Below are 23,867 nucleotides of genomic sequence, written 5' to 3'. Positions count from 1 at the left end.
CAGAGCGGCCCCAAGGCATGGCCTTGTCCACCGAGCCGGATTTGCCGCGTTGGCGTCTGGACTGCCGCCGGTCCGGGGAATCCTTCGTGCGCCTTCGTCCTGTTTCCGCCCTGCTGGCCTTGCTGGCCGCCACCCTGCCCGCGCTGCCGGCATCCGCAGCGGACAATCCGCCAGCCGCCACTCCGGCGGATACCGTGCGAGCGATCAACACCGCCCTGGTCAAGGTGGATACCGATGCCCTGGACAAACTCGCCCGGCAGGCCGATCCGTTGACCCGGCTGCTGGCCACGATGGCGCTGGACCGCGTGCACGGCCGCTTCGCCCAGTCCAGCGCCGAAGCCGCGACCTGCAGGGCCGGCCTGATCGACAACCAGCCGCAGCTGGCGCTGTATTGCGCGCTGTTCGCCTTGGGCAACCTGCGCCTGTCCGGCCAGGACAGCGCCGCCAACACGGCGCTGCAGCAGTTGCCGCAACCCTTCCAGGGCAAGCTGCCGGCCACGCAGTGGGACCAGTTGAACCACTTCGCCACCCTGCAGGCCGCGCGGCCCGTGCCTGAGGCGGAGCTGCCGGTTGGCGGCTTCACCATCCCGGTGCATGCCGGCAGGCATCACGGTGGCCACGAAGCCGGCGACGACAGCAGCGACACCATCGATGCGCAGATCGACGGCAAGCCGGTGGCGCTGCGCGTCGGCACCAGCAACGCCTACGTGGTGCTGGATCAGGACACCGCCCAGGGCCTGGGCATCCAGGCTGCAGCCGATGGTACCGACAAGGACCACGCGGCATCCGTGGCCTTCGGCACGCTGGACAGCCTGGGCTTCGCCGGCGCCACCTTCCGGCATGTACCGGTGCAGGTGGTGCTTGGCAAGCACATCCATGCCATCGGCTTGAGCATCCTCGCGTATCTGCGCACGTTCCGCGTGGCACGCGACGGCATCCAGGTCTACGGCCCGGCCGATGCGCGCCCGGCCTGCGACGACGCGATGCTGCTCGCCAGCGATGCAGGGGGCGGCACCGGCCTGCGCCTGGCCGTGTCGCTGGGAATCAACGATGCGCAAAGCGTGGCGCTGCTGAGCTTCGACAGCCCGTTCTATCTCTATGGCAACAAGGATGCCCCGGCGACACCGGCGCCCGGCGGCGGGCACCGCATGGGAGGAATGAGTGGCACGGGCGGTGGCGGGATGGGCGGGATGGGTGGCGGACGCATGGGCGGCATGGGCGGCATGGGCGGTGGACGTGGCGGCAGCGCGCGCAGCACGCTGGAGGTCACACTCGATGGCAAGACCCTGCGCATGCCCTATGTCGCCGCGCGCAATCCGGACCTGCCATGGGATTACGCGCTGGGCCATGCCGTGCTCGGCGACATGGACCTCTACGTGGACTTCGCCGGCCAGCACACCTGCCTGCTGCAACACTGAGGCCCGCCGACGCCTGATGGCGCGGCCATTCCGGCGTGCACCGGAACGGCCGCTTGGGCCCGTGCGCCGTTACAGCGCCTGCTCGTGCACCCCGCGCACGGCGCGACCGGAGGGATCGGCCAGCGCCGCAAACGTCGGATCCCACGCCAGCGCCGCGGGCGAGGAACAGGCGATGGACTTGCCACCCGGCACGGTGGCCGCGCTGGCTTCGCCCGGGTAGTGCTGCTCGAAGATGCGGCGGTAGAAATACGCCTCCTTGGTGGCCGGCGTGTTGAACGGGAAGCGCGCGGCGGCTGCGGCGAATTCGCGGTCGCTCACCATCTGCTCGGCGTGCGCCTTCAGGCCGTCGATCCAGCCGTAGCCCACGCCATCGCTGAACTGCTCCTTCTGCCGCCACAGGATTTCCTTCGGCAAGGCGCCGTCGAAGGCCGCGCGCAACACATGCTTCTCGATCTTGCCGTTGCCGGCCATCTTGTACGCGGCATCCATGCCCATCGCCACGTCGATGAATTCCAGGTCGAGGAAGGGCACGCGCGCCTCCACGCCCCAGGCCATCATCGCCTTGTTCGCGCGCAGGCAGTCGTAGCTGTGCAGCGCGTCGAGCTTGCGCACGGTTTCCTCGTGGAAGGCCTCCGCCGAGGGCGCCTTGTGGAAGTACAGGTAGCCGCCGAAGAGCTCGTCCGAGCCCTCGCCCGACAACACCATCTTCACGCCCATCGCCTTGATCCGGCGGGCCAGCAGGTACATCGGCGTGGCGGCGCGGATGGTGGTGACGTCGTAGGTTTCCAGGTGGCGGATCACCTCGGGCACGGCGTCCAGGCCTTCCCAGAAGGTGTAGACGAAGCCGTGGTGCACGGTGCCCAGCGCATCGGCGGCGACCTGCGCGGCGGCGAGGTCGGGCGAGCCGTCCAGGCCGATCGCGAAGGAATGCAGGCGCGGCCACCAGGCCTCGCTCCGGTCGTTGTCCTCGATGCGCTCGCGCGCGAACTTCGCCGCACAGGCGGCCACCAGCGAGGAATCCAGCCCGCCGGAAAGCAATACGCCGTAAGGCACGTCGGTCATCAGCTGGCGGTGCACGGCCTGCTCGAAAGCCGCGCGCAACCTGTCCGGCGCCACCGCATGTCCGCGCGTGGCGGCGTAGTCGCGCCAGCGCTTGTGGTAGTAACTGCGCAGTTCGCCGGTGGCGCTGTCGTACACGTGGCCAGGCGGGAACGTGGCCACGTCCGCACAGACGCCGGCCAGCGCCTTCATCTCCGAGGCCACGCACAGGCGGCCTTGTTCATCATGCCCCCAGTACAGCGGGCACACGCCGATGGGGTCGCGCGCGATCAGGTAGCGCTGCGCGGCGCCATCCCACAATGCGAAGGCGAAGATGCCGTTGAGCCTGGTCAGGAAATCGGCACCATGCTCGCGGTACAGCGCGTTGATGACCTCGCAATCCGAACCCGTGGTGAAGTCGTAGCTGCTGGCCGCGCGCAGTTCGCGGTGGTTGTAGATCTCCCCGTTCACCGCCAGCGCCAGCGCGCCGTCGCGCGAGCGCAGCGGCTGCGCGCCCGAGGCCGGGTCGACGATGGCGAGGCGCTCGTGCACCAGGATCACCCCCGCATCCACGAACACCCCGCTCCAGTCCGGGCCGCGATGGCGCTGGCGCTGCGACAGTTCCAGCGCCTGCCGGCGCAGGGCGGCGAGGTCGTCGCCCGGCTGCAGGTCGAACATTCCGAAAATCGAACACATGGTGGTGGCCTTTGGTTTGTGTGATCGTCCTGATCACGAAGATCAAGAAGCAGACAGCCATGTCTGCACTTTTCAAAAAACCGCACGATCCTTTCGGCCATGCGCCCAAAACGAAAAAGGCCCGCACTGGGCGGGCCTTGATCGCGTGTCTGTTGTGTTGCTTTCAGCTACGCGCGGGCCCGCCAACGGTTGGCGTTATTGTTCGCGCGATTATTGTTGGCGGCCGCCACGAAGCTCCGCGCGGCAGGCGCGGTGGCGTTCGGGAAGTTGGCGGTCGTGAAGATCATGTGCCGACTAGAGCAGAATGCGGGCGCCTGCGCAAGTGACGATTCGGCATGAAGGCATTCGGCCGTCCATTTGCCTGTCCATCCTGCTTATCCGTCCGCGGGCTCGGCGATCCAGCCCGCCGCCTGCTCCAGTTCGGCCAGCGCGAACAGGCGGAAATCGGCCGGCACCAGGAAGCGCGTCGCCTTGGTCGCCGTGCGCAGCCACGGCACGTCGGTCACCAGCGCCACGCGGTCCCAGCCGCTGATGTGGCGGAAGCCGAGCATGACGTCTTCCCACATCGCGCCGGCATCGAAACCGGTGAAGTCCGGCGCCACCACGAACAGCATGCGCAGCTTGCGGTTGAGCGCGAACACCGCCTCCACGTCCGGCACCAGCACCTGCTCGTAATCGGCGGCGGTCACACGGCCATGTGCGCGGAAGCCCAGCGTGCCGGGCGGCAATCCATCGAGCTGTTCAAGCATGGCGGTCTCCCTGGCGGACGGGCGACCAGTGTGGCGCGCAGGCCGTGAACACGGTGCGAGTTCACATGGGTTCGACGTGGCGCAGCAACAGGCGCGGCGACTCGCGCCCCTGCCAGTCGTTGATGACCAGCTCGTAGACCGCGCGCAGGCGCTGCGGTGGTGCGGCGGTGCCAACGTTGAACATCACCGCGTCGTGCACGCTGCCGTCGCGCGGATCACGCAGGCCGAGTCGCCAGTGGCCCTCGCCCATCGGCTTCCAACTGGCGCATTCGAACAGGTTGTCGAACAGCGGCTCGGGGAAAGCCTGCCCCCACGGACCGGCGTTGCGCAGTTGCGACGCCAGTTCCAGCGACAGGCTGCCGGCAGGGAGTTCGCCATCGGTGTAGAGCGCGGCCTGCAGGCGCTCCGGCGCGATCAATTCGCGCGCGGCGGCATCGAAGGCCGCGGCGAAGCGCGGGAAATCGACGGCGCGCAGGCTCAGTCCCGCCGCCATCGCATGGCCGCCGAAGCGTTCGATCAGGCCGGGCTGGCGCGCATCGATCATCGCCAGCGCATCGCGCAGATGGAAGCCCGGGATCGAACGGCCGGAACCACGGAGGTGTTCCACATCGTCTTCGCTGGCCGGGGCGAAGGAAATCACCGGGCGATGCAGGCGCTCCTTCAATTTGGAAGCCACCAGCCCCACCACGCCCGCATGCCACGACGGTTCGTACAGCGCCACGCCCACCGCGTCGATGTCGCGCAGGCCGGCGGTCATCGCTTCCGCCTCGGCCACCATCGAGGCCTGCAGGTCGCGGCGCTCGCGGTTGATCGCATCGAGCTCGCCGGCGTAACGGCGTGCCTGCGCCGCGTCATCGGTGAGCAGGCACTCCACGCCAAGTTGCATGTCTTCCAGCCGGCCGGCCGCGTTGAGCCGCGGCCCCACGGCAAAACCGAGATCGCTGGCGCACAGGGCGGCCGTGCTGCGCTTGCCGCATTCGACCAGCGCGGCGATGCCGGCGCAAGCGCGGCCGCTGCGGATGCGCCGCAGGCCCGCTTCCACCAGCACGCGGTTGTTGAAGTCCAAAGGCACCAGGTCGGCCACGGTGCCCAGTGCCACCAGGTCAAGCAAGGTGGAGAGATCGGGTTCTTTGCTTTTGCGATCATCCTGATCGCGGGAATCAAAAAGCGCGCGTCCCTGCGCGCACTCTCCAAGATGAGCAAACCATCCGCTCTCTCGCAGCCTCGCGCGCAGCGCGAGCAGCAGGTAGAACATCACACCCACGCCTGCAAGCGCCTTGCTCGGGAACCCGTCGCCGGCGAGGTTCGGGTTCACCATCGCATCGCAATCCGGCAACTGTTCGCCGGGCAAGTGGTGGTCGGTGACGATCACCCGCATGCCGAGCTCGCGCGCCCGGGCCACGCCGGCCACGCTGGCCACGCCGTTGTCCACGGTGACGATCAGTTGCGGGCGTGGCTGCAGCGAATCGACCAGCGCGGGCGTAAGTCCGTAGCCATGCACGAAGCGGTTGGGCACGGCGTAGCCCACGCGCTTCGCGCCCAGCATGCGCAGGCCGCGCACCGCCATGGCCGTGCCGGTGGCGCCATCGCAGTCGTAATCGCCGGCGATCAGGATGGACCAATCGCCACGGATCGCTTCGGCCAGCAGATCGGTGGCAGCGTCCAGGCCGCCCAGCGACTGCGGCGGCAACAGGCGCTGCAGTCGATGCGCCACGCCGTCCGGATGCAGCACGCCGCGCGCGGCGTAGATGCGTTGCAGTACCGGATGCACGGACGCGTTCCAGCCAGATGGCTCACCCTGCAACTCGCGCCGCCGCAACTCCATCGCGTTCAACGCGGCGCCCTGCGCCAGAAGCGCCAACGATGCAGCGGCCGCCACGACCAGCGCTCGCCGCTGGCGAACGCGATGTGCAAGGGCTGCCGTTGCGCCAACGTCTGGACCGCCGACCACCACGCGTCGCCAAATTCGGTTGCAGGCAAGTCCTGCAGATCGACCAGCCAGCCGGCTTGCGCCGCCGCCACGGTTTCTGGTGTCCGGGCCTGCGATGAAATGCCCGCACGCGATGCCAGCGCAAGCAGCAAAACGTCGCTGCCGACCACGCCCGCAAATCCGCTTTGCAGTGATGCAGGCAACCGCCCTGCCCCCCACAGCCACACGCTGTTGATCGGCGGCAGGCCACGCGACTGGCGCGCGGCATTCAGGGGATGCTGGTGCAAAAGCACCTGCACCTCATTGAGCAGCACGCGCCAGGGTCGACCTTCCGCGCCCTGCGGCAGATGCTGATACAGGTCCTCACCCAGCGCCTGTTCGGGCGTGGCGAAATCGGGTAGATGCACGTCAGGCGCGAGGCGCAATTGCCAGCAACCCGGCACGCTGATTTCCAGTTGCAGGCCAAGTTCGGTGAACGCCGGCTGCAGCACCTGCGCGAAGGCTTGCGCCTCGTCCATTTCCAGTGGCATCGAACCGCAGGCAAGCAGGCGCACGCCGGTCATGTCCGGCTGCACCCAGGCGGGATCGGCGTTGAGCCAGATGACTTCGCCCGCATCGCCGGCCAGCTGTTCGCGGATCAGCGCGGCCACCGGCAATGTCGCCGCATCGGCATGGAAGGCATCGGCGAGGCGGGCCAGCCGGCTGCGCGGATCGTCGGCCAGGCGATCGGCCTGCGACAACAGGCGGTGCAGCGGGGGCGTGCGATCGAAGCGAGCCAGCGCCGGCAGCCACAGCTGTGTCGCTTGCACGCCCATCAGGCTTCCAGTTCCTCGTACAGGGCCATCCATTCCGCTTCCAGCGTTTCCTTCTCGCGGCGCAGTTCGGCCTGCTGCTGGCCCAGCTTCATCAACGCGGCGGTGGAACCGTTGTAGGTTTCCGGATCGGCCAGTTTCGTTTCCAGCAGCGCCAGTTCGGCGTCGATGGCGGCCATACGCGCCTCGACTTTCTTTACGCGCTGGCGTGCGGTCTTCTCGCTCTCGCGCTGCTGCGCGGCGGCGCGCCGACGCTCCTCCGGCGATTCGACCGGCGCCGCAGGCTTCGCCTCGGCCTTGGCAGCCTTCTTGTTTGCCGAGCCGCGCGAGCGCAGCCAGCGCGCGTAGTCGTCGAGGTCGCCATCGAACGGTTCCACAACGCCGTCGGCCACGCGCCAGAAGCTGTCGCTGACCATGCCCAGCAGGTGGCGGTCGTGCGAAACCAGCACCAGCGCGCCGTCGAAATCGGCCAGCGCATCGGCCAGCGCCTCGCGCATGTCGAGGTCGAGGTGGTTGGTGGGTTCGTCGAGCAGCAGCAGGTTGGGCTTGTCCCAGGCGATCAGCGCCAGCGCCAGGCGCGCGCGTTCGCCGCCGGAGAAACCGTCCACGGATTCGAAGGCGCGGTCGCCGGCGAAGTTCCAGGTACCGAGGAAATCGCGCAGCGCCTGCGCGGCCACGCCGGGCGCCTTGTCCTGCAGGTGGTCGAACGGGCTGGCGCCTTCGCGCAGGCTCTCCACCGTGTGCTGGGCGAAGTAGCCGATCCTCAGGTCCTTGTGCGCCTTGCGCTCGCCGCCCAGCGGCGCGAGCTCGCCCACCAGCGTCTTCACCAGGGTGGACTTGCCCGCGCCGTTGGGGCCGAGCAGGCCGATGCGTTCGCCCGCTTCGAGGCGGAAACGCACGTCGCGCAGGATGATGGTGGCCTCGCGGCTGGGGGCATCGTGGCCGGGCAGATGGTCGTCGCCCTCCTCGCGCGAACCGGCCGGATAGCCGGCGGTCACCTCTTCCAGTTGCAGCATGGAATCGGGCACGCGATCAGGTTTGGCGAACTGGAAGTGGAAGGCGCGCTCGGCGCGCACCGCCTCGGTGCCGGCCATCTTCTCCAGCCGCTTCATGCGCGACTGCGCCTGCTTGGCCTTGCTGGCCTTGGCCTTGAAGCGGTCGATGAAGCTCTGCAGGTGCGCGCGTTCGGCCTGCTCGCGCTCGTGCGCGATCTGCTGCTGGCGCAGCTGTTCGGCGCGCAGGCGCTCGAAAGCGCTGTAGTTGCCGGTGTAGAGGCGCGCGCCGCCGTCGACCAGGTGCAGGGTGTGGTCGATCACGCCATCGAGGAACTCGCGGTCGTGCGAAATGATCAGCAGGGTGCCCTGGTAGCGGCGCAGCCACTCTTCCAGCCACAGCACGGCGTCAAGGTCGAGGTGGTTGGTGGGCTCGTCGAGCAGCAGCAGCTCGGACGGCGCCATCAGCGCGCGCGCCAGGTTCAGCCGCACGCGCCAGCCGCCGGAGAACTCCTTCACCGCGCGCTCGTGCGTCTCCGGCGCGAATCCCAGGCCGTGCAGCAGGCGGCCGGCGCGGGCGCGGGCGTCGTAACCATGCAATTCCTCGATGCGGTGGTGCGCACGCGCCATCGCCTCGGTGTCGCCGCGCGCCTGCGCATCGGCTTCGTCGCGCAGCACGGCGGCCAGCTCGACGTCGCCGCCCAGCACGTAGTCGATCGCCGGGTCGGGCAGCGCCGGCGTCTCCTGCGCCACCGAGGCCAGCCGCAGCTTCGCCGGCAGGTCGATGTCGCCGGCGTCGGCCTCCACCTGTCCCTGCAGAGCCGCGAACAGGCTGGACTTGCCGCAGCCGTTGCGGCCGATCACGCCCAGCCGCCAGCCGCTCTGGATCACCAGGTCGATGTCGGACAGCAGCAGGCGGCTGCCGCGGCGCAGGGCAAAATGGCGGAACGCGATCATCGGGCACTTCAATGGGTGATTCGGCCGACTATGATAACGGCTATGGGGATCACACCCGGCGCCACGGACCATGGATAGTCGCCGGCAGTTCTGCTACAACGGCGCGGCAACGCCACGCGCGGAGAGGGGATCATGTCCAAGCATCGCTACAACCTGCCCTTGCTGGCAGTCATCGCCATCGCTTCCGGCGGCCTTGCCGCACCGCAGATGGCCCATGCCGACAACCTGCTGATCCATCGCGTGCAGCAGGAAAAGGGCATGAACCTGCCGGCGCGCGGCATGAGCATGGCGCAGGTCGAACAGCGCTACGGCGCGCCGCAGCGCAAGCTGGCGCCGCGCGGCGGCGACAGCAGCAAGCATCCGGTCATCAATCGCTGGGAGTACGCGGATTTCATCGTGTATTTCCAGGGCAGCCACGTGATCCACTCCGTGCTCAACACGCCGGCCGGCAACAACACCAACCCGACCGCCGCGAACTGATTGCCGCTTTCCTGCCGCGGCCCGTGGCGACGCGGGCCGCGTTTTTCATGTCGCGCATTCTTGCCGGCGCCCACCTCTTGCGGGCGCCATCGGGCGCGCAAACGGCGGCCTTGCCGCCTTGTGTTGCGCGTATCGATTAAAATGCGCGGCCGGGCGCCACGACTGGCGCCATCCGACACGCACGAGAATCCCGTCATGACCGAACCCCGCTGGCGCCTGCCCGCCGAATGGGAGCCGCAAGCCGCGGTGCTGATCGCCTGGCCGCACGCGGGCACCGACTGGGCCGAACGCCTCGCCGAGGTGGAAACCACCTACGTGGCGCTGGCCGCGGCAGTGACGCGCTTCCAGCGCCTGATCGTGGTGGTCGCCGACGCCGACGTGCGCGCCCATGCCGAGGCCCTGCTGCGCACGGCCGGCGTGGAGCTTGCCCGCATCCGCTTCATCGAGCTGCCCTACGACGACACCTGGCTGCGCGACTCCGGCCCGATCACCCTGACAGCCGGCGACGACGGCTTCCAGCTCGCCGATTTCCGCTTCACCGGCTGGGGCGGCAAGTTCGGCGCCGAACAGGACGACGCGCTGATCGCGGGCCTGGTCGACGCCGGCGTGTTCGGCAAGGCCGGGCACCACCGCATCGACTGGGCGCTGGAAGGCGGCGGCATCGAGAGCGATGGCGCCGGCAGCGTGCTCACCACATGGAAGTGCCTGAACCAGCGCCATCCCGGGCAGAACCGCGCGGCGATGGACGCGATCCTGATGGACAGCCTGCACGCCAGCCGCATCCTGTGGCTGGACCATGGCTACCTGGAAGGCGACGACACCGACGCGCACATCGACACCCTCGCCCGCTTCGCGCCCGGCGAACGCATCGTTTACCAGGCCTGCGACGACGCAGGCGACAAGCACCACGCAGAACTCGCGCGCATGGGCGACGAACTCGCCGCGCTGCGCACCGCCGATGGCCAAGCGTACCAATTGCACCCGTTGCCCTGGGCGCAGCCCATCATCGACGAAGGCCGCCGCCTCGCCGCCTCATATGCGAACTACCTGATCGTCAACGGCGCCGTGCTGGTGCCCGCCTATGGCGACGCGGCCGACGACGAGGCCGCACGCATCATCGCCGCCGCGCATCCGGGTCGCGAAGTGGTGCAGGTGCCCTGCCGCCCGCTGATCTGGCAGAACGGCAGCCTGCACTGCATCACCATGCAGTTGCCCGCCGGGCTGGTGTGACCCGACGGGGCGACGCCCACATGAGCGTCGCCCCGTCCTAGTCCGTCTTGTCGCCATCCGCCGCGATCTTGCCGTTGCGGAAGAAACGCTCGCGCACCTTTTCCTCATCGTGGTAGTGCGTGTACGGCTTGAGCAGGTCGTAACGGGTGACCATGCCGAGCAAGGTGCGGCGGTCCGGGCCGACCACCGGAATGCGGTCCAGCCGCTCGACCGCGGCGCGCACGGCCACGCTCTGGCAGCTCTCGTCGGGCAAGGCGACCACCGGCTCCTTGCCCACCACGTCGGCCAGCCGCGCGCTGCCCGCGGGATCCTCCCGCAGCCAGCGCTGCACGTCCTGCCGGTTGACCACGTTGAGCAGGCCACCGTCGGCATCCACCACCGGGAACGCGCGGTATTGCTGGTCGGGGCCGAAGTAGCGCTCGGACAGCTCGCGCACGCTGAGCTCGCCGGGCACGGTGATCATCGCGGTGGTCATCACCTCGCGCACCGGGATGTGCTCGAGCCGGTCCACCGTGTACTCGCGGAAGATGTCCAGGCCGCGCCGGGCGATCTTCTCGGTGAGGATCGAGCGCTTCATCAGGAACACACTCACGCCGTAGGCCGTGGTGCAGGACACCAGCAGCACCGGCAGCGCACTGGCGTTGTGGGTGAGTTCCAGCGCGAACAGGATCGAGGTGAACGGCAGGCGCATCACGCCGGCCAGCATCGCGCCCATGCTGAGCAGCGGCCACAACAGCGGATCCGGGCCGGGAAACACCATCGCCTCCAGCCCGCCCAGGCCCGCACCCAGCGACAGCAGCGGCGCCAGCACGCCGCCCGAGGTGCCCGAGCCCAGGTAGATCACCCACATCACGGACTTCACCAGCATGAAGACCAGGATCGCCATGCCCGCCAGTTGGCCGGTCAGCAGCCTGTCGATCACCTCGTAGCCCACGCCCAGCGCCTGCGGTTCGAGCACACCGCCGATGCTGACCGCTACCGCACCGATCAGCGGCCACCACATCCAGTGCACCGGCAACTTGTGGAAGGCATCCTCGGCGCGATACACCAGCGCGGTGAGCGCCGTGGCCAGCAGGCCGGCGAGGAAGCCACACACCGCGGCCAGGCCAAAACTCGGCAGGCTTATCTCGAACGACACCGCGAGCGGGAACAACGCACCCGGACCGAGCAGCCACATGCGCAGCGCATCGGCCACGAAGCAGGCGATCGCCACCGGAATCGTGCTGCGCGGACGCAGCTCGAACAACAGCAGTTCCACCGCCAGCAGGGTCGCCGCGATCGGCGTGCCGAAGGTGGCCGCCATGCCCGCGCAGGCACCGGCCACCAGCAGGGTGCGGCGCTCCATCGAGGTGAGGTAGAACATCTGGCCGAACAACGACCCCACCGCGCCGCCAGTCATGATGATCGGCCCTTCCGCGCCGAACGGACCGCCGGTGCCGATCGCGATCGCTGCCGACAGCGGCTTCAGGATCGCCACCTTCGCCATCATCTTGCTGCGGCGGAACAGGATCGCCTCCAGCGCCTCGGGAATGCCGTGCCCGCGGATGCGGTCGCTGCCGTAGCGCGCCATCAATCCCACCAGCAGGCCGCCCACCAGCGGCGCCAGCAGGATCGCCCAGACGGTGGCATGCGCACCCGGCGCGACGAAGTCGAAGGAGAACACCTGGCGGAACGCCAGATTGGTGACCAGTCCGATCATCCGGTACAGCACGTACGCGACGAAGGCCGCGGCGATGCCCACGAAGACGGCCATCAGCGAGAGCTTGAGGATGCTGACGCTGGGGCGGAAATCGCTCTGGCTCAGCGTGTCCTGCTTCCAGCGCTCGTACTTGCGCAGCAGCCAGGCGGTGACGACGTTCATACGACGCCACCATCGTCACCGCTGCAGCAGCGGACCACGCATCCGTCGGCATCGCCCATCGGCCACCTCCGCCTGGAAAACATCCGTCTGGAAACATCGCTTCGATCAGGGTAGCCCAAGCCCGTTGCCACGGTCATGACGACGGGCCTTGTTACACTATGCGGCGCAAACCCTCACGCCGAACCGCCATGACCCGCAAGATCCTGAAAGCCGCCCTGTTGCAGGAAACCGACCGCGGCAGCCGCGATGCCAATCTCGACGCCATCGAGGTCGGCCTGCGCGAGGCCGCCAAGGCCGGCGCCGAACTGGTGCTGCTGCAGGAGCTGCACAACGGCCCGTATTTCTGCCAGCACGAGTCGGTCGACCTGTTCGACCTGGCCGAAAGCATTCCCGGCCCCAGCACTGCGCGCATCGGCAAGCTGGCCGAGGAGCTGAAGCTGGTGGTGGTGGCCTCGCTGTTCGAGAAGCGCGCGGCCGGGCTGTACCACAACACCGCCGTGGTTTTCGACCGCTCGACGGCGATCGCGGGCAAGTACCGCAAGATGCACATCCCCGACGACCCGGCGTTCTACGAGAAGTTCTACTTCACGCCGGGCGACCTCGGTTTCGAGCCCATCCAGACCTCGGTGGGCAGGCTGGGTGTGCTGGTGTGCTGGGACCAGTGGTATCCCGAGGCCGCACGCCTGATGGCGCTGGCCGGTGCGGAACTGCTGCTCTATCCCACGGCGATCGGCTGGGATCCCAACGACGCACAAGGCGAGATGGATCGCCAACGCGAGGCCTGGGTGACGGTACAGCGCGGCCACGCGGTGGCGAACGGCCTGCCGCTGCTCTCCTGCAACCGCACCGGTTACGAGGCCGATCCCAGCGGCGTCGGCGCGGGCATCCAGTTCTGGGGCACCAGCTTCGTGGCCGGGCCGCAGGGCGAATTCCTAGCGCAGGCCGGCACGGACCAGCGCGAACTCCTGGTCGCCGAGATCGACATGCAGCGCAGCGAGCACGTGCGGCGCATTTGGCCGTTCCTGCGCGACCGGCGCATCGACGCCTATGGCGACCTGCTCAGGCGTTTCAGGGATTAGGGCTGCTCTGATTTTTGCTCGTCATCCCTGCGAAAACCGGACAAAAGCGAGCCATGCGAGCGTTGTCCTGCTTTCGCTGGGATGACGAGCAAAAGCGGTTTGATCAGGCCCTCCCTGGCCTGTTCCTCCTTGATCGCGAGGATCACGCGGGCGGCCATCCGTGGCTGCACTTTGCAATACCTTTGCGATCATCCCTGATCGCGAGGATCAAACGGGTGGCCATCCGTGGCCGCACTCTTCAAATGCCTGTACCTTTGCGACCATCCTTGATCGCGAGGGTCACATGGGCGGCCATCCATGGCCACACTCTTCAGCTACTTGCTTCGCGCGGGGCGCGTCCCCATGCTTGGGGACTCCCCGCGACCGGCACGCCACACGCATGAGTGACACCGAATCCACCCTTCCCGCCGTGCTGCAGGACCAGCCCATCGAGCGCGTGACGCGCGACGGCGTGGAGTACGTGGTACTGGGCACCGCGCACGTCTCGCGCACCAGCATGGAGGCGGTGGAAGCGCTGCTGGAACACGAGCATTTCGACGCCGTCGCGGTGGAACTGTGCGAAAGCCGCGCACAGGGCATGCGCGATCCCGATGCATTCAAGCGCATGGACCTGTTCCAGGTGATACGCCAGGGCAAGGCCGGCATGGTGGCGGCCAGCCTGGTGCTTTCCACTTTCCAGAAGCGCCTCGCCGAGCAGTCCGGCATCCAGCCCGGCGCCGAGATGAAGGCCGCGATGGATGGCGCCGCCACGCGCAACCTGCCGTTGTGGCTGGTCGACCGCGAGGTCGGCACCACGCTCAAGCGCGCCTGGCACAGCGTGGGTTTCTGGCAACGCTTCGGCCTGCTCGGCGGCCTGCTCGCCAGCGTGTTCGAACGTGAGGAGATCGACGCCGGCGAGATCGAGAAGCTCAAGCAGGGCGACATGCTGGAAAGCGCCTTCAGCGAATTCGCCAGCGAGTCCCAGCCGCTGTATCAGAGCCTGATCGGCGAACGCGATGCCTACATGGCCGCGCGCCTGCGCGAGGAAGCCGCGCGCACGCCCTTCGACGAACCACGCCGCGTACTGGTGGTGATCGGCGCCGGACACCTCAAGGGCATGTGCCAACTGCTGCGCGAGCAACACGGCGACCCGGCGGCCATCGCCGCCGGACTGGCGCAATCGCCGCCGAAGGCGCGTTGGCCGAAGTGGCTGGCCGCGGGCCTGGTGCTGGCGGTGTTCGCGGCGATCGCCTGGGCCTTCCACAAGAACGCCGCGCTGGGCACGCAGGCGCTCGCCTCGTGGGTGCTGTTCACCGGCGGCTTCGCCGCGCTGGGCGCGGTCGCCGCCGGGGCGCATCCGCTCAGCATCCTCGCCGCCTTCATCGCGGCGCCGATCAAACCGTTCCGCCCCGGCATCCCCGCCGGCGGCATCAGCGCGATGGCCGAAGCCTGGGTGCGCCGCCCGCGCGTGGCCGACTTCGACACGCTGCGCGACGACATCGTGCACTGGAGCGGCTGGTGGAAGAACCGCGTGGCGCGCACGCTGCTGAACTTCCTGCTGGTCAACCTGGGCACCATCGTGGGCGAGTACAGCGCCTTCATCCACATCGGGCGCAGCCTGTTCTGAGCCGCGACGGCGCGGCAGGTTGTCCGTGCCCGGAGCTGCTGTCTATACTGCGGCGATTGTTGCATTCATTCGCATCTGCCGCCGCACCTGGGGAACGATCTCGATGATTCGACTGCACACACTTGGCCTGGCGGGCGCTCTTGCCTTGCTGGCCACCGCCAGCGCGCATGCCGAAGGCGGCGACAAGGCCGCGGGACGCACGCTGGTCTACACCTGCGCCGGTTGCCACGGCGTGCCGGGCTATTCCAACGCCTACCCGGATTACCCCGTGCCGAAGATCGCCGGGCAGAACGAGCAGTACATCGTCAACGCGTTGAACGAGTACAAGAGCGGCGACCGCACGTATCCGACGATGGTGGCGCAGGCGCAAAGCCTGACCGACCAGAACATCAAGGACATCGCCGCCTACCTGTCCAGCCTCACGCCGACCAAGTAACCGAAGGATCCCGCATGCAACGCGCACTCGCCCTGCTTTCGTGCGGCGCCGTCCTGGCGTTCGCTTCCACCTCGCTGCTGGCCAGCGGCAATGCCGCGAACGGCAAGACCAAGGCCGCCGCCTGCTTCGCCTGCCATGGCGCCGACGGCAACGCGGTCGACCCGCAGTACCCGCGACTCGCCGGCCAGTACAACCTCTACCTGCAACAGGTACTGCACGAGTACAAGGACGGCGGCCGCAACAACCCGATCATGAAAGGCATGGTGGCCACGTTGTCCGACCAGGACATCGAAGACGTCGCCGCCTACTTCTCCAGCCTGCCGACCAAGCTGGATACGCTGCAAGGGCACATCCAGGGCGATTGACCGCATCGGCTTTGCGATCATCCCTGATCGCGAAAATCAAACGGGCGGCCATCCATGGCCGCACCATCAAACAAAAACCCGCCGTGAGGCGGGTTTTCCCGTTGTGGCGGGCCACACCATTCAACCCAGCGCCGACTTGCCTTCGTGCTTGCTGTAGTACGGCTGCTTGCCGCCGCTGTGGTCGGTGGCGTCGCGTACCGCCGTCACTTCGGGCACGCGTTCGCGCAGGGTCTTCTCCACGCCCTGCTTCAGGGTGACGTCCACCATGCCGCAGCCATGGCAGCCGCCGCCGAACTGCAGCAGCACCACGCCCTCGGCATCGACTTCCAGCAGGGTGACCCGGCCGCCGTGCGAAGCCAGCCGCGGATTGACCTCGGCGTCGAGCACGTAGCGCACCCGCTCGATCACGCCGGCTTCCAGCCCCGGCACGTCGCCCTTGATCTTCGGCGCGCGGATGTTGAGCAGGCCGCCGGTGGCGCTGGGCTCGAAGTCGATGCTGGCGCCATCCAGCCAGGGCGCGCTGCCGCCCTCGACGTGGAAATCGAAACCGGCGCACTCGATCGTCCACTCGTTGCCCGCCAGCTCGGCCGGCTCGCAGAACTCCAGCTCGCAGTTCGCTGCCGCCGTACCCGGGGCGGTCACGTGCAGGCGGATGCCCATGCCTTCGTTGCCCTGTTGCGCCAGCAGGCGACGGAAGTGCTGCTGTGCGCGCTCGGAAATCTCGATCATGCTTCACCTGTGGCCACTGTTGCGGCGGCCGCGCCAGCGCGGCCACCGAATCAGAACCATTTTAGTACTGTTTTGTGCCGGCTGCGGGCTTTGACATTTGCGCGCGCAACTTCGACGCTGCGCAGCCTCGCCTTTGTCTACCGATGGAACCGCCATGAACATCCACGATTTCGCCAGCCAGCATTGCCAGCCACGCAAGGGAAGCGAGCATGCGCTGAGTGCGGACAAGACCACCCAGTTGCTGCAACTGCTGCCCGGCTGGACGCTTGCCGCGGATGGCCACGCCATCGTCAAGGATTTCCGCTTCCCCGATTTCCACCACACGCTGGGCTTCATCAACGCAGTGGGCTTCATGGCCAACCACGAGGACCACCACCCGGACATCGAGGCCGGCTACGGCCATTGCCAGTTGCTGTGGTCCACCCACGACGTGGGCGGCCTGTCGCTCAACGACATCATCTGCGCGGCCAAGGTCGAGGCGCTGCTGGCGCGTTGAGCGTGCGATCCCCCATGCACCGCTGGCTCGCCGGCGCCGGCTTCGCGCTGCTGGTGATCCTGCTGCTGTGCGGCCTGCGCCTGCTGGCCGCGCGCATCGTCGCCCTGCACCTGCATGGCGTGGCGGACCGTCGGCTCGCGTTGATCGAACACGGCCAGCCGCCATGGCATTGGCAGCTGCGCCAGCGACACGACATCGTGGCCGGGCATGCCTTCGGTGCCGCCGACGTGCAGGCCGTCGATGGCGGCCTGCGCATCACCAGCCGCGACGGCACGCCGTTCGAAGTCGGCCTGCCGGTGCATGGCATGCTCGACCTGGAGCATTGGCCCCTGCTGTCGCTGCATGGCCGGGCGGATGCGCCGTTCCGGCTGGGCGTTGTCTGGCGGCCGCGCCTGGACCAGCCCGCCTGCTTCGGCTGGCAGGACGCCCCCGTTGCCGCCGGCCCGCTGCAACTCGCGCTCGATCTGCGCCTCCTGCGCTGGCAAGCCGCCGATGGCGGCGGCTGCGCCGCGCCGGCGCGGATCGAACTGCTGCGCCTGCAACTGGCGCTGCCTGCGCATGCGTCCCTGCAACTGGACGACGTGGCGGTGCGCAGCGACACGCCCCTGCCCGCTCCCGCACGACCCACGCTGCAGCTGCCATCCGATCCAGCGGCGGCAATACGGCAACTCGCCGATCCCGCGCTGCCGGCCATACCCTGGATCGTCCTGCCCGCGGGCGCCTCGGCAGAAGCGCAACTGGCGCTGCGCAAACTGGCCTGGCTGCAGCGCCCGGGCGCGTTGATCCTGCCGCATGGCGATATACCGACGGCCGTCGACGGAACCGGCGGCCGCGCCTGGCTGCCATGGGCTGGGGCCATCGGCTACCTGCTGGCGCTGGCCGCGCTGGCCTCGAGGTCGCGGCGTCTTCCACCCGAGCGCCGGTGGCTGGAAGCGGCGGCCAGCCTCGCCGGCCCGTTGTGGCTGATCGTCGGCATGCAGATCGGACTGCGGCTGGGCGTGCCCAGCCTGCTGGTCTTCGTCGGCGCCATCGTGTTCGCGTTGCATGCCGAGCGGCAGCGGCGCCCGGCGGACTGGCGCTGGTCCGGCGGCTGGCGCGCGTGGCTGATGCCGTTCGCCATGCTGCCGCTGGCCTTGCTGCTGATCGCCATCTGCGGCGACCGGCTCGCGATGCCGCCGCGGGGGCACCTGCTGATGTACATGTCGTGGGCGCTGCTGCAGCAATGGCTGATGCTGGCCGTGGTGATGCGCCGCCTTGAAGGCAGCCGGATGCCGGGCGCCTTCGCCGTGCTGCTCACCGCCCTCGTGTTCGCCCTGATGCACACGCCGAATGGCGCGCTGATGCAGCTCTGCCTGCTGGCCGAGCTGTGGTGGGCCTGGTGTTTCCAGCGCTCGCGCACGCTGCTGCCGGTGGCCGCGGCGCACGCCGCCTGTGCCCTGCTGGTGGAAGCCGGCCTGGTAGGCGGCATGCTGCGTTCGCTGGAGGTCAGTGCCCGTTTCTTTCTTTAGCGGCCGCCAGGATGTATGGCAGGCGCTTGCCTTTCACCGCCAGCACGTCGAGGAAGGTCTTCAGGTCGTCCGGCAGTGGTGCGGAGAAGCTGTAGAGGCGCCCGTCCAGCTCGAAGCTGAGGTGCGAGGCGTGCAGGAACAATCGCTGCAATCCCATCTCGCGGAAGCGCTTGTTCATCTCGCGGTCGCCGTACTTCGGGTCGCCTGCCAGCGGATGGCCGACATGGGCGGCATGCACGCGGATCTGGTGGGTGCGCCCGGTGCCCAGGGTCGCCTGCATCAGGCGGGCGCCGGGGTACTGCTCCATCTCGCGGAAGAAGGTCAGCGCAGGCTTGCCGTCCTCGCTGACCCGCACCATGCGCTCGCCACCTTGCAGGGCGAACTTGCGCAGCGGCACGTTGACGTCGAACTTGGCCTTGGGCGGATGGCCCGTCATCAGGCACAGGTACTGCTTGGTGACCTCGCCAGCACGGATCGCGGCCTGCAGGCCCACCAACCCTGCCCGGGACTTGGCCAGCACCAGCACGCCACTGGTGTCGCGGTCTAGCCGGTGCACCAGTTCCAGCGATTCGCTGGGGCGCGCCGCTCGCAACAGTTCGATGGCACCATGGCTGACCCCGCTGCCGCCGTGGCTGGCGATGCCGGAGGGCTTGTCGATCACCAGGAAGTGCTTGTCCTCGAAGATCACCGCCTCGGCCACCGAGGCCACCATCGCCCCGGGTGCCGCTCGCACTTCGGTGGGCTCAGCCTGCCGGATCGGCGGAATTCGCAGCATATCGCCGTCGGTTAGCCGCGTATCCGGCTTGGCCCGCTTGCCGTTCACCCGCACCTGACCGGTGCGCAGGAGGCGGTAGATCATGCTCTTCGGCACGCCCTTGAGCAGGGTCGCCAGCGCGTTGTCGATGCGCTGGCCGTCCCGCTCCGGGCCAATCGCGACTTGACGCACACCTTGAGGTACGTCGCGGGAAGTTGCCGTCTGCATTGAAAAAAACCTGTATGAATGGGATACTCGGCGGGCGCCATTCCCTGCCCGCCGAGACCGGTTCGGGCCGGGGCCCCGCCCGTCACGCCGGCGAGGATTGCGCCGACTGTCCAGGGATCGATTCCCAGGCAGCGGTCGCGACTCCCTTTCATCGTAACGGTTCGGGCCGTCGTTTGCCCGAAGCCTGTCGCTTGGGCGCGGCTGGTGCAGCAACCCGAACATCCGGGCGCCCGGAAAGGCGCCGTCACATGAGCCGCTCCACCGCAGCGGCGCGATCCCCGGCAGGCCGCCATCCCGGCGCCACCGCGGCACGCGACGCGCGGGCGAGCCGAGGAAAACTACAATGAAGCGCATGTTGATCAACGCAACTCAGCGTGAAGAGTTGCGCGTGGCCATCGTCGATGGCCAGAACCTTTACGATCTCGACATCGAAATCCCCTCCCGCGAACAGAAAAAGGCCAACATCTACAAGGGCCGCATCACCCGCGTCGAGCAATCCCTTGAAGCCTGCTTCGTCGATTACGGCGCCGAGCGCCACGGTTTCCTGCCGCTAAAGGAAATCGCCGACCAGTACTTCACCCCAGGCCTCAACCCGCACAAGTCGGGCATCCGCGAACTTCTGAAGGAAGGCCAGGAAGTCGTCGTGCAGGTCGAGAAGGAGGAACGCGGCAACAAGGGCGCCGCGCTGACCACCTTCATCTCGCTGGCCGGCCGCTACATGGTGCTGATGCCGAACAACCCGAAGGCCGGCGGCGTCTCGCGCCGGATCGAGGGCGAGGACCGGCAGGCCCTGAAGGAAGCGCTGGAGCACGTCACCGTGCCCGACGACGTCGGCCTGATCGTGCGCACCGCCGGCCTCGGCCGCGACGCCGAAGAGCTGCAGTGGGACCTGGACTACCTGCTGACCCTGTGGCGCTCGATCTCCGAGGCCGCCAGCAAGCGCAAGGCGCCGTTCCTGATCTACCAGGAGTCCAAGCTGTTCATCCGCGCCCTGCGCGACTACCTGCGCAGCGACATCGGCGAGATCCTGATCGACGAGGAATCGCTGTACGAGGACGCCCGCGAGTTCATGCAGCAGGTGATGCCCACCTCGCTGCGCAAGCTCAAGCTGTACAAGGACGACACCCCGCTGTTCAACCGCTACCAGATCGAGACGCAGATCGAGAGCGCGTTCGACCGCCAGGTGCGCCTGCCCTCCGGCGGCTCGATCGTGATCGACCAGACCGAGGCGCTGACCGCGATCGACATCAACTCGGCCAAGGCCACCAAGGGCTCGGACATCGAGGAAACGGCGTTCAACACCAACCTCGAGGCCGCGGTGGAGATCGCCCGCCAGTGCCGCATCCGCGACGCCGGTGGCCTGATCGTGATCGACTTCATCGACATGGACAGCCCGCGCCACCAACGCGAGGTCGAGGACAAGCTCAAGGACGCGCTGAAGCTGGACCGCGCCCGCGTGCAGGTGGGCCGCATCTCGCGCTTCGGCCTGCTGGAGCTGTCGCGCCAGCGCCTGCGCCCGTCCCTGGGCGAAGCCACCCAGATCGTCTGCCCGCGCTGCGAAGGCCACGGCCACATCCGCAGCGTGGAATCGCTGGGCCTGTCCACCCTGCGCCTGATCGAAGAGCACGCGATGAAGGACAACACCGGCCAGGTGCTGGTGCAGGCCCCGCCCACGGTGGCCAACTTCCTGCTCAACGAGAAGCGCGCCAGCGTGGTCGAGATCGAGCTGCGCCACAAGGCGCATGTGGTGATCGTGGCCGACGACAAGCTGGAAACGCCGCACATCGAGATCCAGCGGATCAAGGAAGCGGACATGGGCGAACACAGCAAGCCCAGCTACGAGCGCCTCACCGCGGTCGACGCCACGCCGCTCCCGAAGATGGGCCAGACGCTGGGCAGCAACGAGCAGCCTGCCGTCAGCGGCATCGTGCCCGCCACGCCTGCGCCGGTGCGCGAGGAGGATGCTCCCGCGCCCGTGCAACAACAGCCGGCACAGGCACCGCGCCGTCAGGCCGCGCCCGCACCGGCCGCGGCCCCCTCGAACGGCGGCGGCATCATCTCCCGCCTGTTCGGCTGGTTCCGCAGTGACGCCCCCGCCACGGAGAGCGCCACGCCCGCGACACAGTCGGCTGGCACCGACCGCAACAACGCGCGCGGCAACAACCGCCAGCAGCAGCCGCGCCGTGACGAACGCAACCGCAATGCACAGGGCAACAACGGCAACCGCCAGCAGCAGCGTCGCGAGGAGCGCCGCGATGGCGGCGCGCAGCAGCAAGCCAAGCCGAGCCAGCAGCAGGGCAACCGCAACAAGGGCGGCGAAGGCGCACAGCGCCAGCAGCAGGCCAACCAGGCGCCGAAGCCGGAGCGCCAGCAGCAGCGCAACAACACCGACAACGGCAAGGTCGCCCAGCCCGAGCGCAAGCCCGTAGCCCCGGCCCCCGTCGCCGCGGCGCCCGCGATGCCCAGGCCGGAAGCACCGGCGCCGCGCCCCGTGGCCGCCCCTGCCGAAGCGATCGACGAAGCCAAGCTGGTTGCCGTAGCCGTACCCGAAGGTCAGGAGGCGGCAGCCGACGCCGCCAACGGCGATGCCGAAGGCCCGGCGCGCCGCCGCCGCGGTCGTCGTGGTGGTCGCCGCCGCCGTCGCCACGACGAAACCGCCGTCGATACGGTAGCGAACGCCGGACAAGCCGGTGAACTGGACGATGAGGATCGCGACGAGGTCGACGCGGAAGGCGACGAAGCCGCCCCCGTGCCGGCGCCTGGGTCCGCTGAAGCCGCGGCTCCCGTCGCCACCGACGTGGTTGCCGCAGAAGCAGCCTCGCTCGCATCGGCCGCCCCCACGGCACCGCGCCCGGCACCGGCCCCACGTGCCACGCCTCCGCAGGCCGAACGCCCGGAGCCCGTACGCGTGGTGCTGACCGAAGCGCCGCTGGCCGCTGCCGTCGCCACAGCCTTCAGCCTGCCGACGCTGCCGCCGATTCCGGAAAAGCCCGCGGCACCGGCCGTGCCGCCCGCGGAAACGCCCCGCCCGGTCGAGACGGATGCCGCCATGCCCGAACCGAGCCCGAGCCAGCCTCGCGAGCCCGAACCCGAGCACGCGCTGCAGGCCGCCGCCGTCGAGCCGAAGAACGAAGCGGAAGAAACCGCAGCCGCCGCGCCAGCTACCGCCCCGGTCCCGGCTCCGGCTGTAGAGACGCATCCGGAACCTTCGCACGCCAGCGTCAACGGGCACGTCGCACCGCCTTCCGCCGTACAACCGCGTCAGGGCGACTTGCTGGGCCACGTTGCCGAAAGCGCGGGAACTCCCCCTGCACCTGTCGAGCACGCCACGGCCAAGCCCGCCGCGACGGAGTCCTCGGAGGAGCAGGAGCCCCGCCACGACGCGGCGCCTTGAGCTCCGCATAGCCGGCCAAGACAAAAAAGCCGAACCGCGAGGTTCGGCTTTTTTGTCGGGTCATGCCGAGTCGATGCTCAGGTGCCTACCCGGTGGTTCGGTGCGTCGATCAGGCCATGTGCCGTCATCAGGTGCGCCAGCCCCAGCACGTGATCCACGTGCAGTTTCTCCATCAGGCGCTGCTTGTAGGTGGATACGGTCTTGGGGCTGAGGTTGAGCTGCTCGCCGATCATGGTCAGCGGCTTGCCGCGCACCAGCATCATCGCCACTTCCAGCTCGCGGCTGGACAGGGAATCAAACGGCGAAACCTTGCCGTCCAGCGTGGCCAGCGCCAATTGCTGCGCCACTGCCGGCGCCAGGTAACGCCGGCCGCCGGCCACTTGCCGTACCGCCACCACCAGTTCGTCGGCATTGCAGCCCTTGGTCAGGTAACCCGAAGCACCGGCATCGAGCAGGCGCTTCGGGAAGCGGCCATCGTCCACCACGGTGACCACCACGATGCGCGTGGCCAGCTCGGCGCGGCTCACCCGCTCGGTCAGCTCGATGCCGCTCATGCCGGGCATGTGCACGTCCACCAGCGCGATCTCCGGCTTCAGGCTGCGGATCAGGCGCAAACCTTCCTCCGCGCTCGCCGCTTCGCCACAGATGTGCATGTCCGGCTGCTGCTGCAGGATCATCCGGAAGCCGGTGCGAACAAGCTCGTGGTCGTCGATCAGAACAATCTGGATCATGCCCTCTCCTCCTTGATGGATTTCTCGGTTGCCGATACATCGCGCCACTGCATCCGCGGCGACGCTCCTGTCTCGCAAGCTAGGCAGCCTTGCCGCCGGATGCAAGCACGACGCGTGCATCGAACGACGCAGACCGTCACAAAATCACCGGGCGCCCGGGGTTTCTTCGCATGTGAATCACGACGTACCTGGGAGGCGAACGCCATCGACCCCATGCACTCTGCCACGCGATATCCATGCGATACGTCAGCCGATGCCTACATATTGTGTCCGCCATGCGGACAGGAATCGACCGTGCCCTGGCGGCTGGCCTGGATGGCGCTTATCCAGCAAGCCATCGCAAGCCTTGCGCTGCAGCGGCTTCGGAAATCCGGACGG

General features: G+C 68.4%; 20 protein-coding genes. 10 read left to right on the top strand and 10 right to left on the bottom strand.

Going from position 1 to position 23,867, the window contains the following annotated elements; translation table 11 throughout:
- Window positions 1–86: 86 nt before the first annotated feature.
- Window positions 87–1,418 carry a hypothetical protein gene (locus IHE47_RS12300; RefSeq protein WP_192106206.1) on the top strand — a complete coding sequence of 444 codons (1,332 nt, stop codon included), beginning with the start codon at window positions 87–89 and terminating at the stop codon, window positions 1,416–1,418.
- A 69-nt stretch (window positions 1,419–1,487) separates the two neighbouring features.
- Here the strand turns inward: IHE47_RS12300 and asnB are convergent, their stop codons facing one another.
- From asnB to abc-f, 5 genes are all read right to left on the bottom strand, one after another.
- Window positions 1,488–3,152 (bottom strand): asparagine synthase B, encoded by a 1,665-nt coding sequence (gene asnB, locus IHE47_RS12295; RefSeq protein WP_192106204.1) that lies wholly within the window; start codon window positions 3,150–3,152, stop codon window positions 1,488–1,490.
- 374 nt (window positions 3,153–3,526) lie between these two features.
- On the bottom strand, window positions 3,527–3,901 hold the full coding sequence (locus tag IHE47_RS12290; RefSeq protein ID WP_192106202.1) for an STAS/SEC14 domain-containing protein: 375 nt from the start codon (window positions 3,899–3,901) through the stop codon (window positions 3,527–3,529).
- A gap of 61 nt (window positions 3,902–3,962) precedes the next feature.
- Window positions 3,963–5,726, bottom strand: a complete 1,764-nt coding sequence (gene recJ, locus IHE47_RS12285) for a single-stranded-DNA-specific exonuclease RecJ (RefSeq protein WP_192107158.1) — start codon at window positions 5,724–5,726, stop codon at window positions 3,963–3,965.
- Window positions 5,727–5,731: 5 nt separating this feature from the next.
- Entirely contained in the window at window positions 5,732–6,646 is a 915-nt protein-coding gene (locus IHE47_RS12280; protein ID WP_192106200.1) for a phosphoglycerate mutase, read from the bottom strand.
- Window positions 6,646–8,592 (bottom strand): ribosomal protection-like ABC-F family protein, encoded by a 1,947-nt coding sequence (abc-f, locus tag IHE47_RS12275; RefSeq protein ID WP_192106198.1) that lies wholly within the window; start codon window positions 8,590–8,592, stop codon window positions 6,646–6,648. Before abc-f ends, IHE47_RS12280 begins: the two co-directional genes overlap by 1 nt.
- Before the next feature lie 132 nt (window positions 8,593–8,724).
- Here abc-f and IHE47_RS12270 point away from each other — a divergent pair, with 132 nt between their 5' ends.
- Window positions 8,725–9,072 (top strand): hypothetical protein, encoded by a 348-nt coding sequence (locus IHE47_RS12270; protein WP_192106197.1) that lies wholly within the window; start codon window positions 8,725–8,727, stop codon window positions 9,070–9,072.
- 195 nt (window positions 9,073–9,267) lie between these two features.
- Window positions 9,268–10,302, top strand: coding sequence for an agmatine deiminase family protein (locus tag IHE47_RS12265; RefSeq protein WP_192106195.1), 1,035 nt, complete (start codon window positions 9,268–9,270; stop codon window positions 10,300–10,302).
- A gap of 37 nt (window positions 10,303–10,339) precedes the next feature.
- Here IHE47_RS12265 and IHE47_RS12260 read toward each other — a convergent pair whose 3' ends face one another.
- Window positions 10,340–12,163, bottom strand: coding sequence for a chloride channel protein (locus tag IHE47_RS12260; RefSeq protein ID WP_192106193.1), 1,824 nt, complete (start codon window positions 12,161–12,163; stop codon window positions 10,340–10,342).
- 188 nt (window positions 12,164–12,351) lie between these two features.
- Between IHE47_RS12260 and IHE47_RS12255 the strand changes: the two genes are divergently transcribed.
- A complete protein-coding gene (locus IHE47_RS12255; RefSeq protein WP_192106191.1) occupies window positions 12,352–13,242 on the top strand; it encodes a carbon-nitrogen hydrolase in 891 nt (296 codons plus the stop codon).
- On the opposite strand, the gene IHE47_RS12250 is transcribed toward IHE47_RS12255, so the two are convergent.
- On the bottom strand, window positions 13,239–13,400 hold the full coding sequence (locus IHE47_RS12250) for a hypothetical protein (RefSeq protein ID WP_192106189.1): 162 nt from the start codon (window positions 13,398–13,400) through the stop codon (window positions 13,239–13,241). The two genes, IHE47_RS12255 and IHE47_RS12250, sit on opposite strands and share 4 nt — an antisense overlap.
- A 221-nt stretch (window positions 13,401–13,621) precedes the next feature.
- Between IHE47_RS12250 and IHE47_RS12245 the strand changes: the two genes are divergently transcribed.
- From IHE47_RS12245 to IHE47_RS12235, 3 genes are all read left to right on the top strand, one after another.
- A complete protein-coding gene (locus IHE47_RS12245; protein WP_192106188.1) occupies window positions 13,622–14,848 on the top strand; it encodes a TraB/GumN family protein in 1,227 nt (408 codons plus the stop codon).
- A 103-nt stretch (window positions 14,849–14,951) separates the two neighbouring features.
- Window positions 14,952–15,284, top strand: a complete 333-nt coding sequence (locus tag IHE47_RS12240; RefSeq protein ID WP_192106186.1) for a cytochrome c — start codon at window positions 14,952–14,954, stop codon at window positions 15,282–15,284.
- 14 nt (window positions 15,285–15,298) lie between these two features.
- Window positions 15,299–15,649, top strand: coding sequence for a cytochrome c (locus tag IHE47_RS12235; protein WP_192106184.1), 351 nt, complete (start codon window positions 15,299–15,301; stop codon window positions 15,647–15,649).
- 120 nt (window positions 15,650–15,769) lie between these two features.
- Here IHE47_RS12235 and IHE47_RS12230 read toward each other — a convergent pair whose 3' ends face one another.
- Window positions 15,770–16,378, bottom strand: a complete 609-nt coding sequence (locus IHE47_RS12230; protein ID WP_192106182.1) for an NfuA family Fe-S biogenesis protein — start codon at window positions 16,376–16,378, stop codon at window positions 15,770–15,772.
- A gap of 154 nt (window positions 16,379–16,532) precedes the next feature.
- Between IHE47_RS12230 and IHE47_RS12225 the strand changes: the two genes are divergently transcribed.
- Together IHE47_RS12225 and IHE47_RS12220 are read left to right on the top strand one after the other, a co-directional pair.
- Complete coding sequence (locus IHE47_RS12225; protein ID WP_192106180.1) at window positions 16,533–16,874, top strand: 4a-hydroxytetrahydrobiopterin dehydratase; 342 nt, start codon at window positions 16,533–16,535, stop codon at window positions 16,872–16,874.
- Window positions 16,875–16,888: 14 nt separating this feature from the next.
- Window positions 16,889–18,382, top strand: coding sequence for a CPBP family intramembrane glutamic endopeptidase (locus tag IHE47_RS12220; RefSeq protein WP_192106178.1), 1,494 nt, complete (start codon window positions 16,889–16,891; stop codon window positions 18,380–18,382).
- On the opposite strand, the gene IHE47_RS12215 is transcribed toward IHE47_RS12220, so the two are convergent.
- Window positions 18,360–19,364: an RluA family pseudouridine synthase gene (locus IHE47_RS12215; RefSeq protein ID WP_192106176.1), complete on the bottom strand. Its 1,005-nt coding sequence runs from the start codon at window positions 19,362–19,364 to the stop codon at window positions 18,360–18,362. The genes IHE47_RS12220 and IHE47_RS12215 overlap by 23 nt on opposite strands.
- 343 nt (window positions 19,365–19,707) lie before the next feature.
- Between IHE47_RS12215 and IHE47_RS12210 the strand changes: the two genes are divergently transcribed.
- A complete protein-coding gene (locus tag IHE47_RS12210; protein WP_192106174.1) occupies window positions 19,708–22,758 on the top strand; it encodes an Rne/Rng family ribonuclease in 3,051 nt (1,016 codons plus the stop codon).
- Between the two features lie 77 nt (window positions 22,759–22,835).
- Here IHE47_RS12210 and IHE47_RS12205 read toward each other — a convergent pair whose 3' ends face one another.
- Complete coding sequence (locus IHE47_RS12205; RefSeq protein WP_192106173.1) at window positions 22,836–23,489, bottom strand: response regulator; 654 nt, start codon at window positions 23,487–23,489, stop codon at window positions 22,836–22,838.
- Window positions 23,490–23,867 lie beyond the last annotated feature (378 nt).

This window comes from Rhodanobacter sp. DHB23 (assembly GCF_014842975.1).
GTDB lineage: Bacteria > Pseudomonadota > Gammaproteobacteria > Xanthomonadales > Rhodanobacteraceae > Rhodanobacter_A.
Note: the sequence above shows the minus strand (reverse complement) of the source record. Positions and strands in the feature narration are given on the sequence as shown.

Bases quoted from the DNA above. Each gene is read 5' to 3' on its own strand.
- asnB (WP_192106204.1), bottom strand. From the start codon at position 3,152: ATGTGTTCGATTTTCGGAATGTTCGACCTGCAGCCGGGCGACGACCTC.
- IHE47_RS12290 (WP_192106202.1), bottom strand. From the start codon at position 3,901: ATGCTTGAACAGCTCGATGGATTGCCGCCCGGCACGCTGGGCTTCCGC.
- recJ (WP_192107158.1), bottom strand. From the start codon at position 5,726: ATGGAGTTGCGGCGGCGCGAGTTGCAGGGTGAGCCATCTGGCTGGAAC.
- IHE47_RS12280 (WP_192106200.1), bottom strand. From the start codon at position 6,646: ATGGGCGTGCAAGCGACACAGCTGTGGCTGCCGGCGCTGGCTCGCTTC.
- abc-f (WP_192106198.1), bottom strand. From the start codon at position 8,592: ATGATCGCGTTCCGCCATTTTGCCCTGCGCCGCGGCAGCCGCCTGCTG.
- IHE47_RS12270 (WP_192106197.1), top strand. From the start codon at position 8,725: ATGTCCAAGCATCGCTACAACCTGCCCTTGCTGGCAGTCATCGCCATC.
- IHE47_RS12265 (WP_192106195.1), top strand. From the start codon at position 9,268: ATGACCGAACCCCGCTGGCGCCTGCCCGCCGAATGGGAGCCGCAAGCC.
- IHE47_RS12260 (WP_192106193.1), bottom strand. From the start codon at position 12,163: ATGAACGTCGTCACCGCCTGGCTGCTGCGCAAGTACGAGCGCTGGAAG.
- IHE47_RS12255 (WP_192106191.1), top strand. From the start codon at position 12,352: ATGACCCGCAAGATCCTGAAAGCCGCCCTGTTGCAGGAAACCGACCGC.
- IHE47_RS12250 (WP_192106189.1), bottom strand. From the start codon at position 13,400: ATGGCCGCCCGCGTGATCCTCGCGATCAAGGAGGAACAGGCCAGGGAG.
- IHE47_RS12245 (WP_192106188.1), top strand. From the start codon at position 13,622: ATGAGTGACACCGAATCCACCCTTCCCGCCGTGCTGCAGGACCAGCCC.
- IHE47_RS12240 (WP_192106186.1), top strand. From the start codon at position 14,952: ATGATTCGACTGCACACACTTGGCCTGGCGGGCGCTCTTGCCTTGCTG.
- IHE47_RS12235 (WP_192106184.1), top strand. From the start codon at position 15,299: ATGCAACGCGCACTCGCCCTGCTTTCGTGCGGCGCCGTCCTGGCGTTC.
- IHE47_RS12230 (WP_192106182.1), bottom strand. From the start codon at position 16,378: ATGATCGAGATTTCCGAGCGCGCACAGCAGCACTTCCGTCGCCTGCTG.
- IHE47_RS12225 (WP_192106180.1), top strand. From the start codon at position 16,533: ATGAACATCCACGATTTCGCCAGCCAGCATTGCCAGCCACGCAAGGGA.
- IHE47_RS12220 (WP_192106178.1), top strand. From the start codon at position 16,889: ATGCACCGCTGGCTCGCCGGCGCCGGCTTCGCGCTGCTGGTGATCCTG.
- IHE47_RS12215 (WP_192106176.1), bottom strand. From the start codon at position 19,364: ATGCAGACGGCAACTTCCCGCGACGTACCTCAAGGTGTGCGTCAAGTC.
- IHE47_RS12210 (WP_192106174.1), top strand. From the start codon at position 19,708: ATGAAGCGCATGTTGATCAACGCAACTCAGCGTGAAGAGTTGCGCGTG.
- IHE47_RS12205 (WP_192106173.1), bottom strand. From the start codon at position 23,489: ATGATCCAGATTGTTCTGATCGACGACCACGAGCTTGTTCGCACCGGC.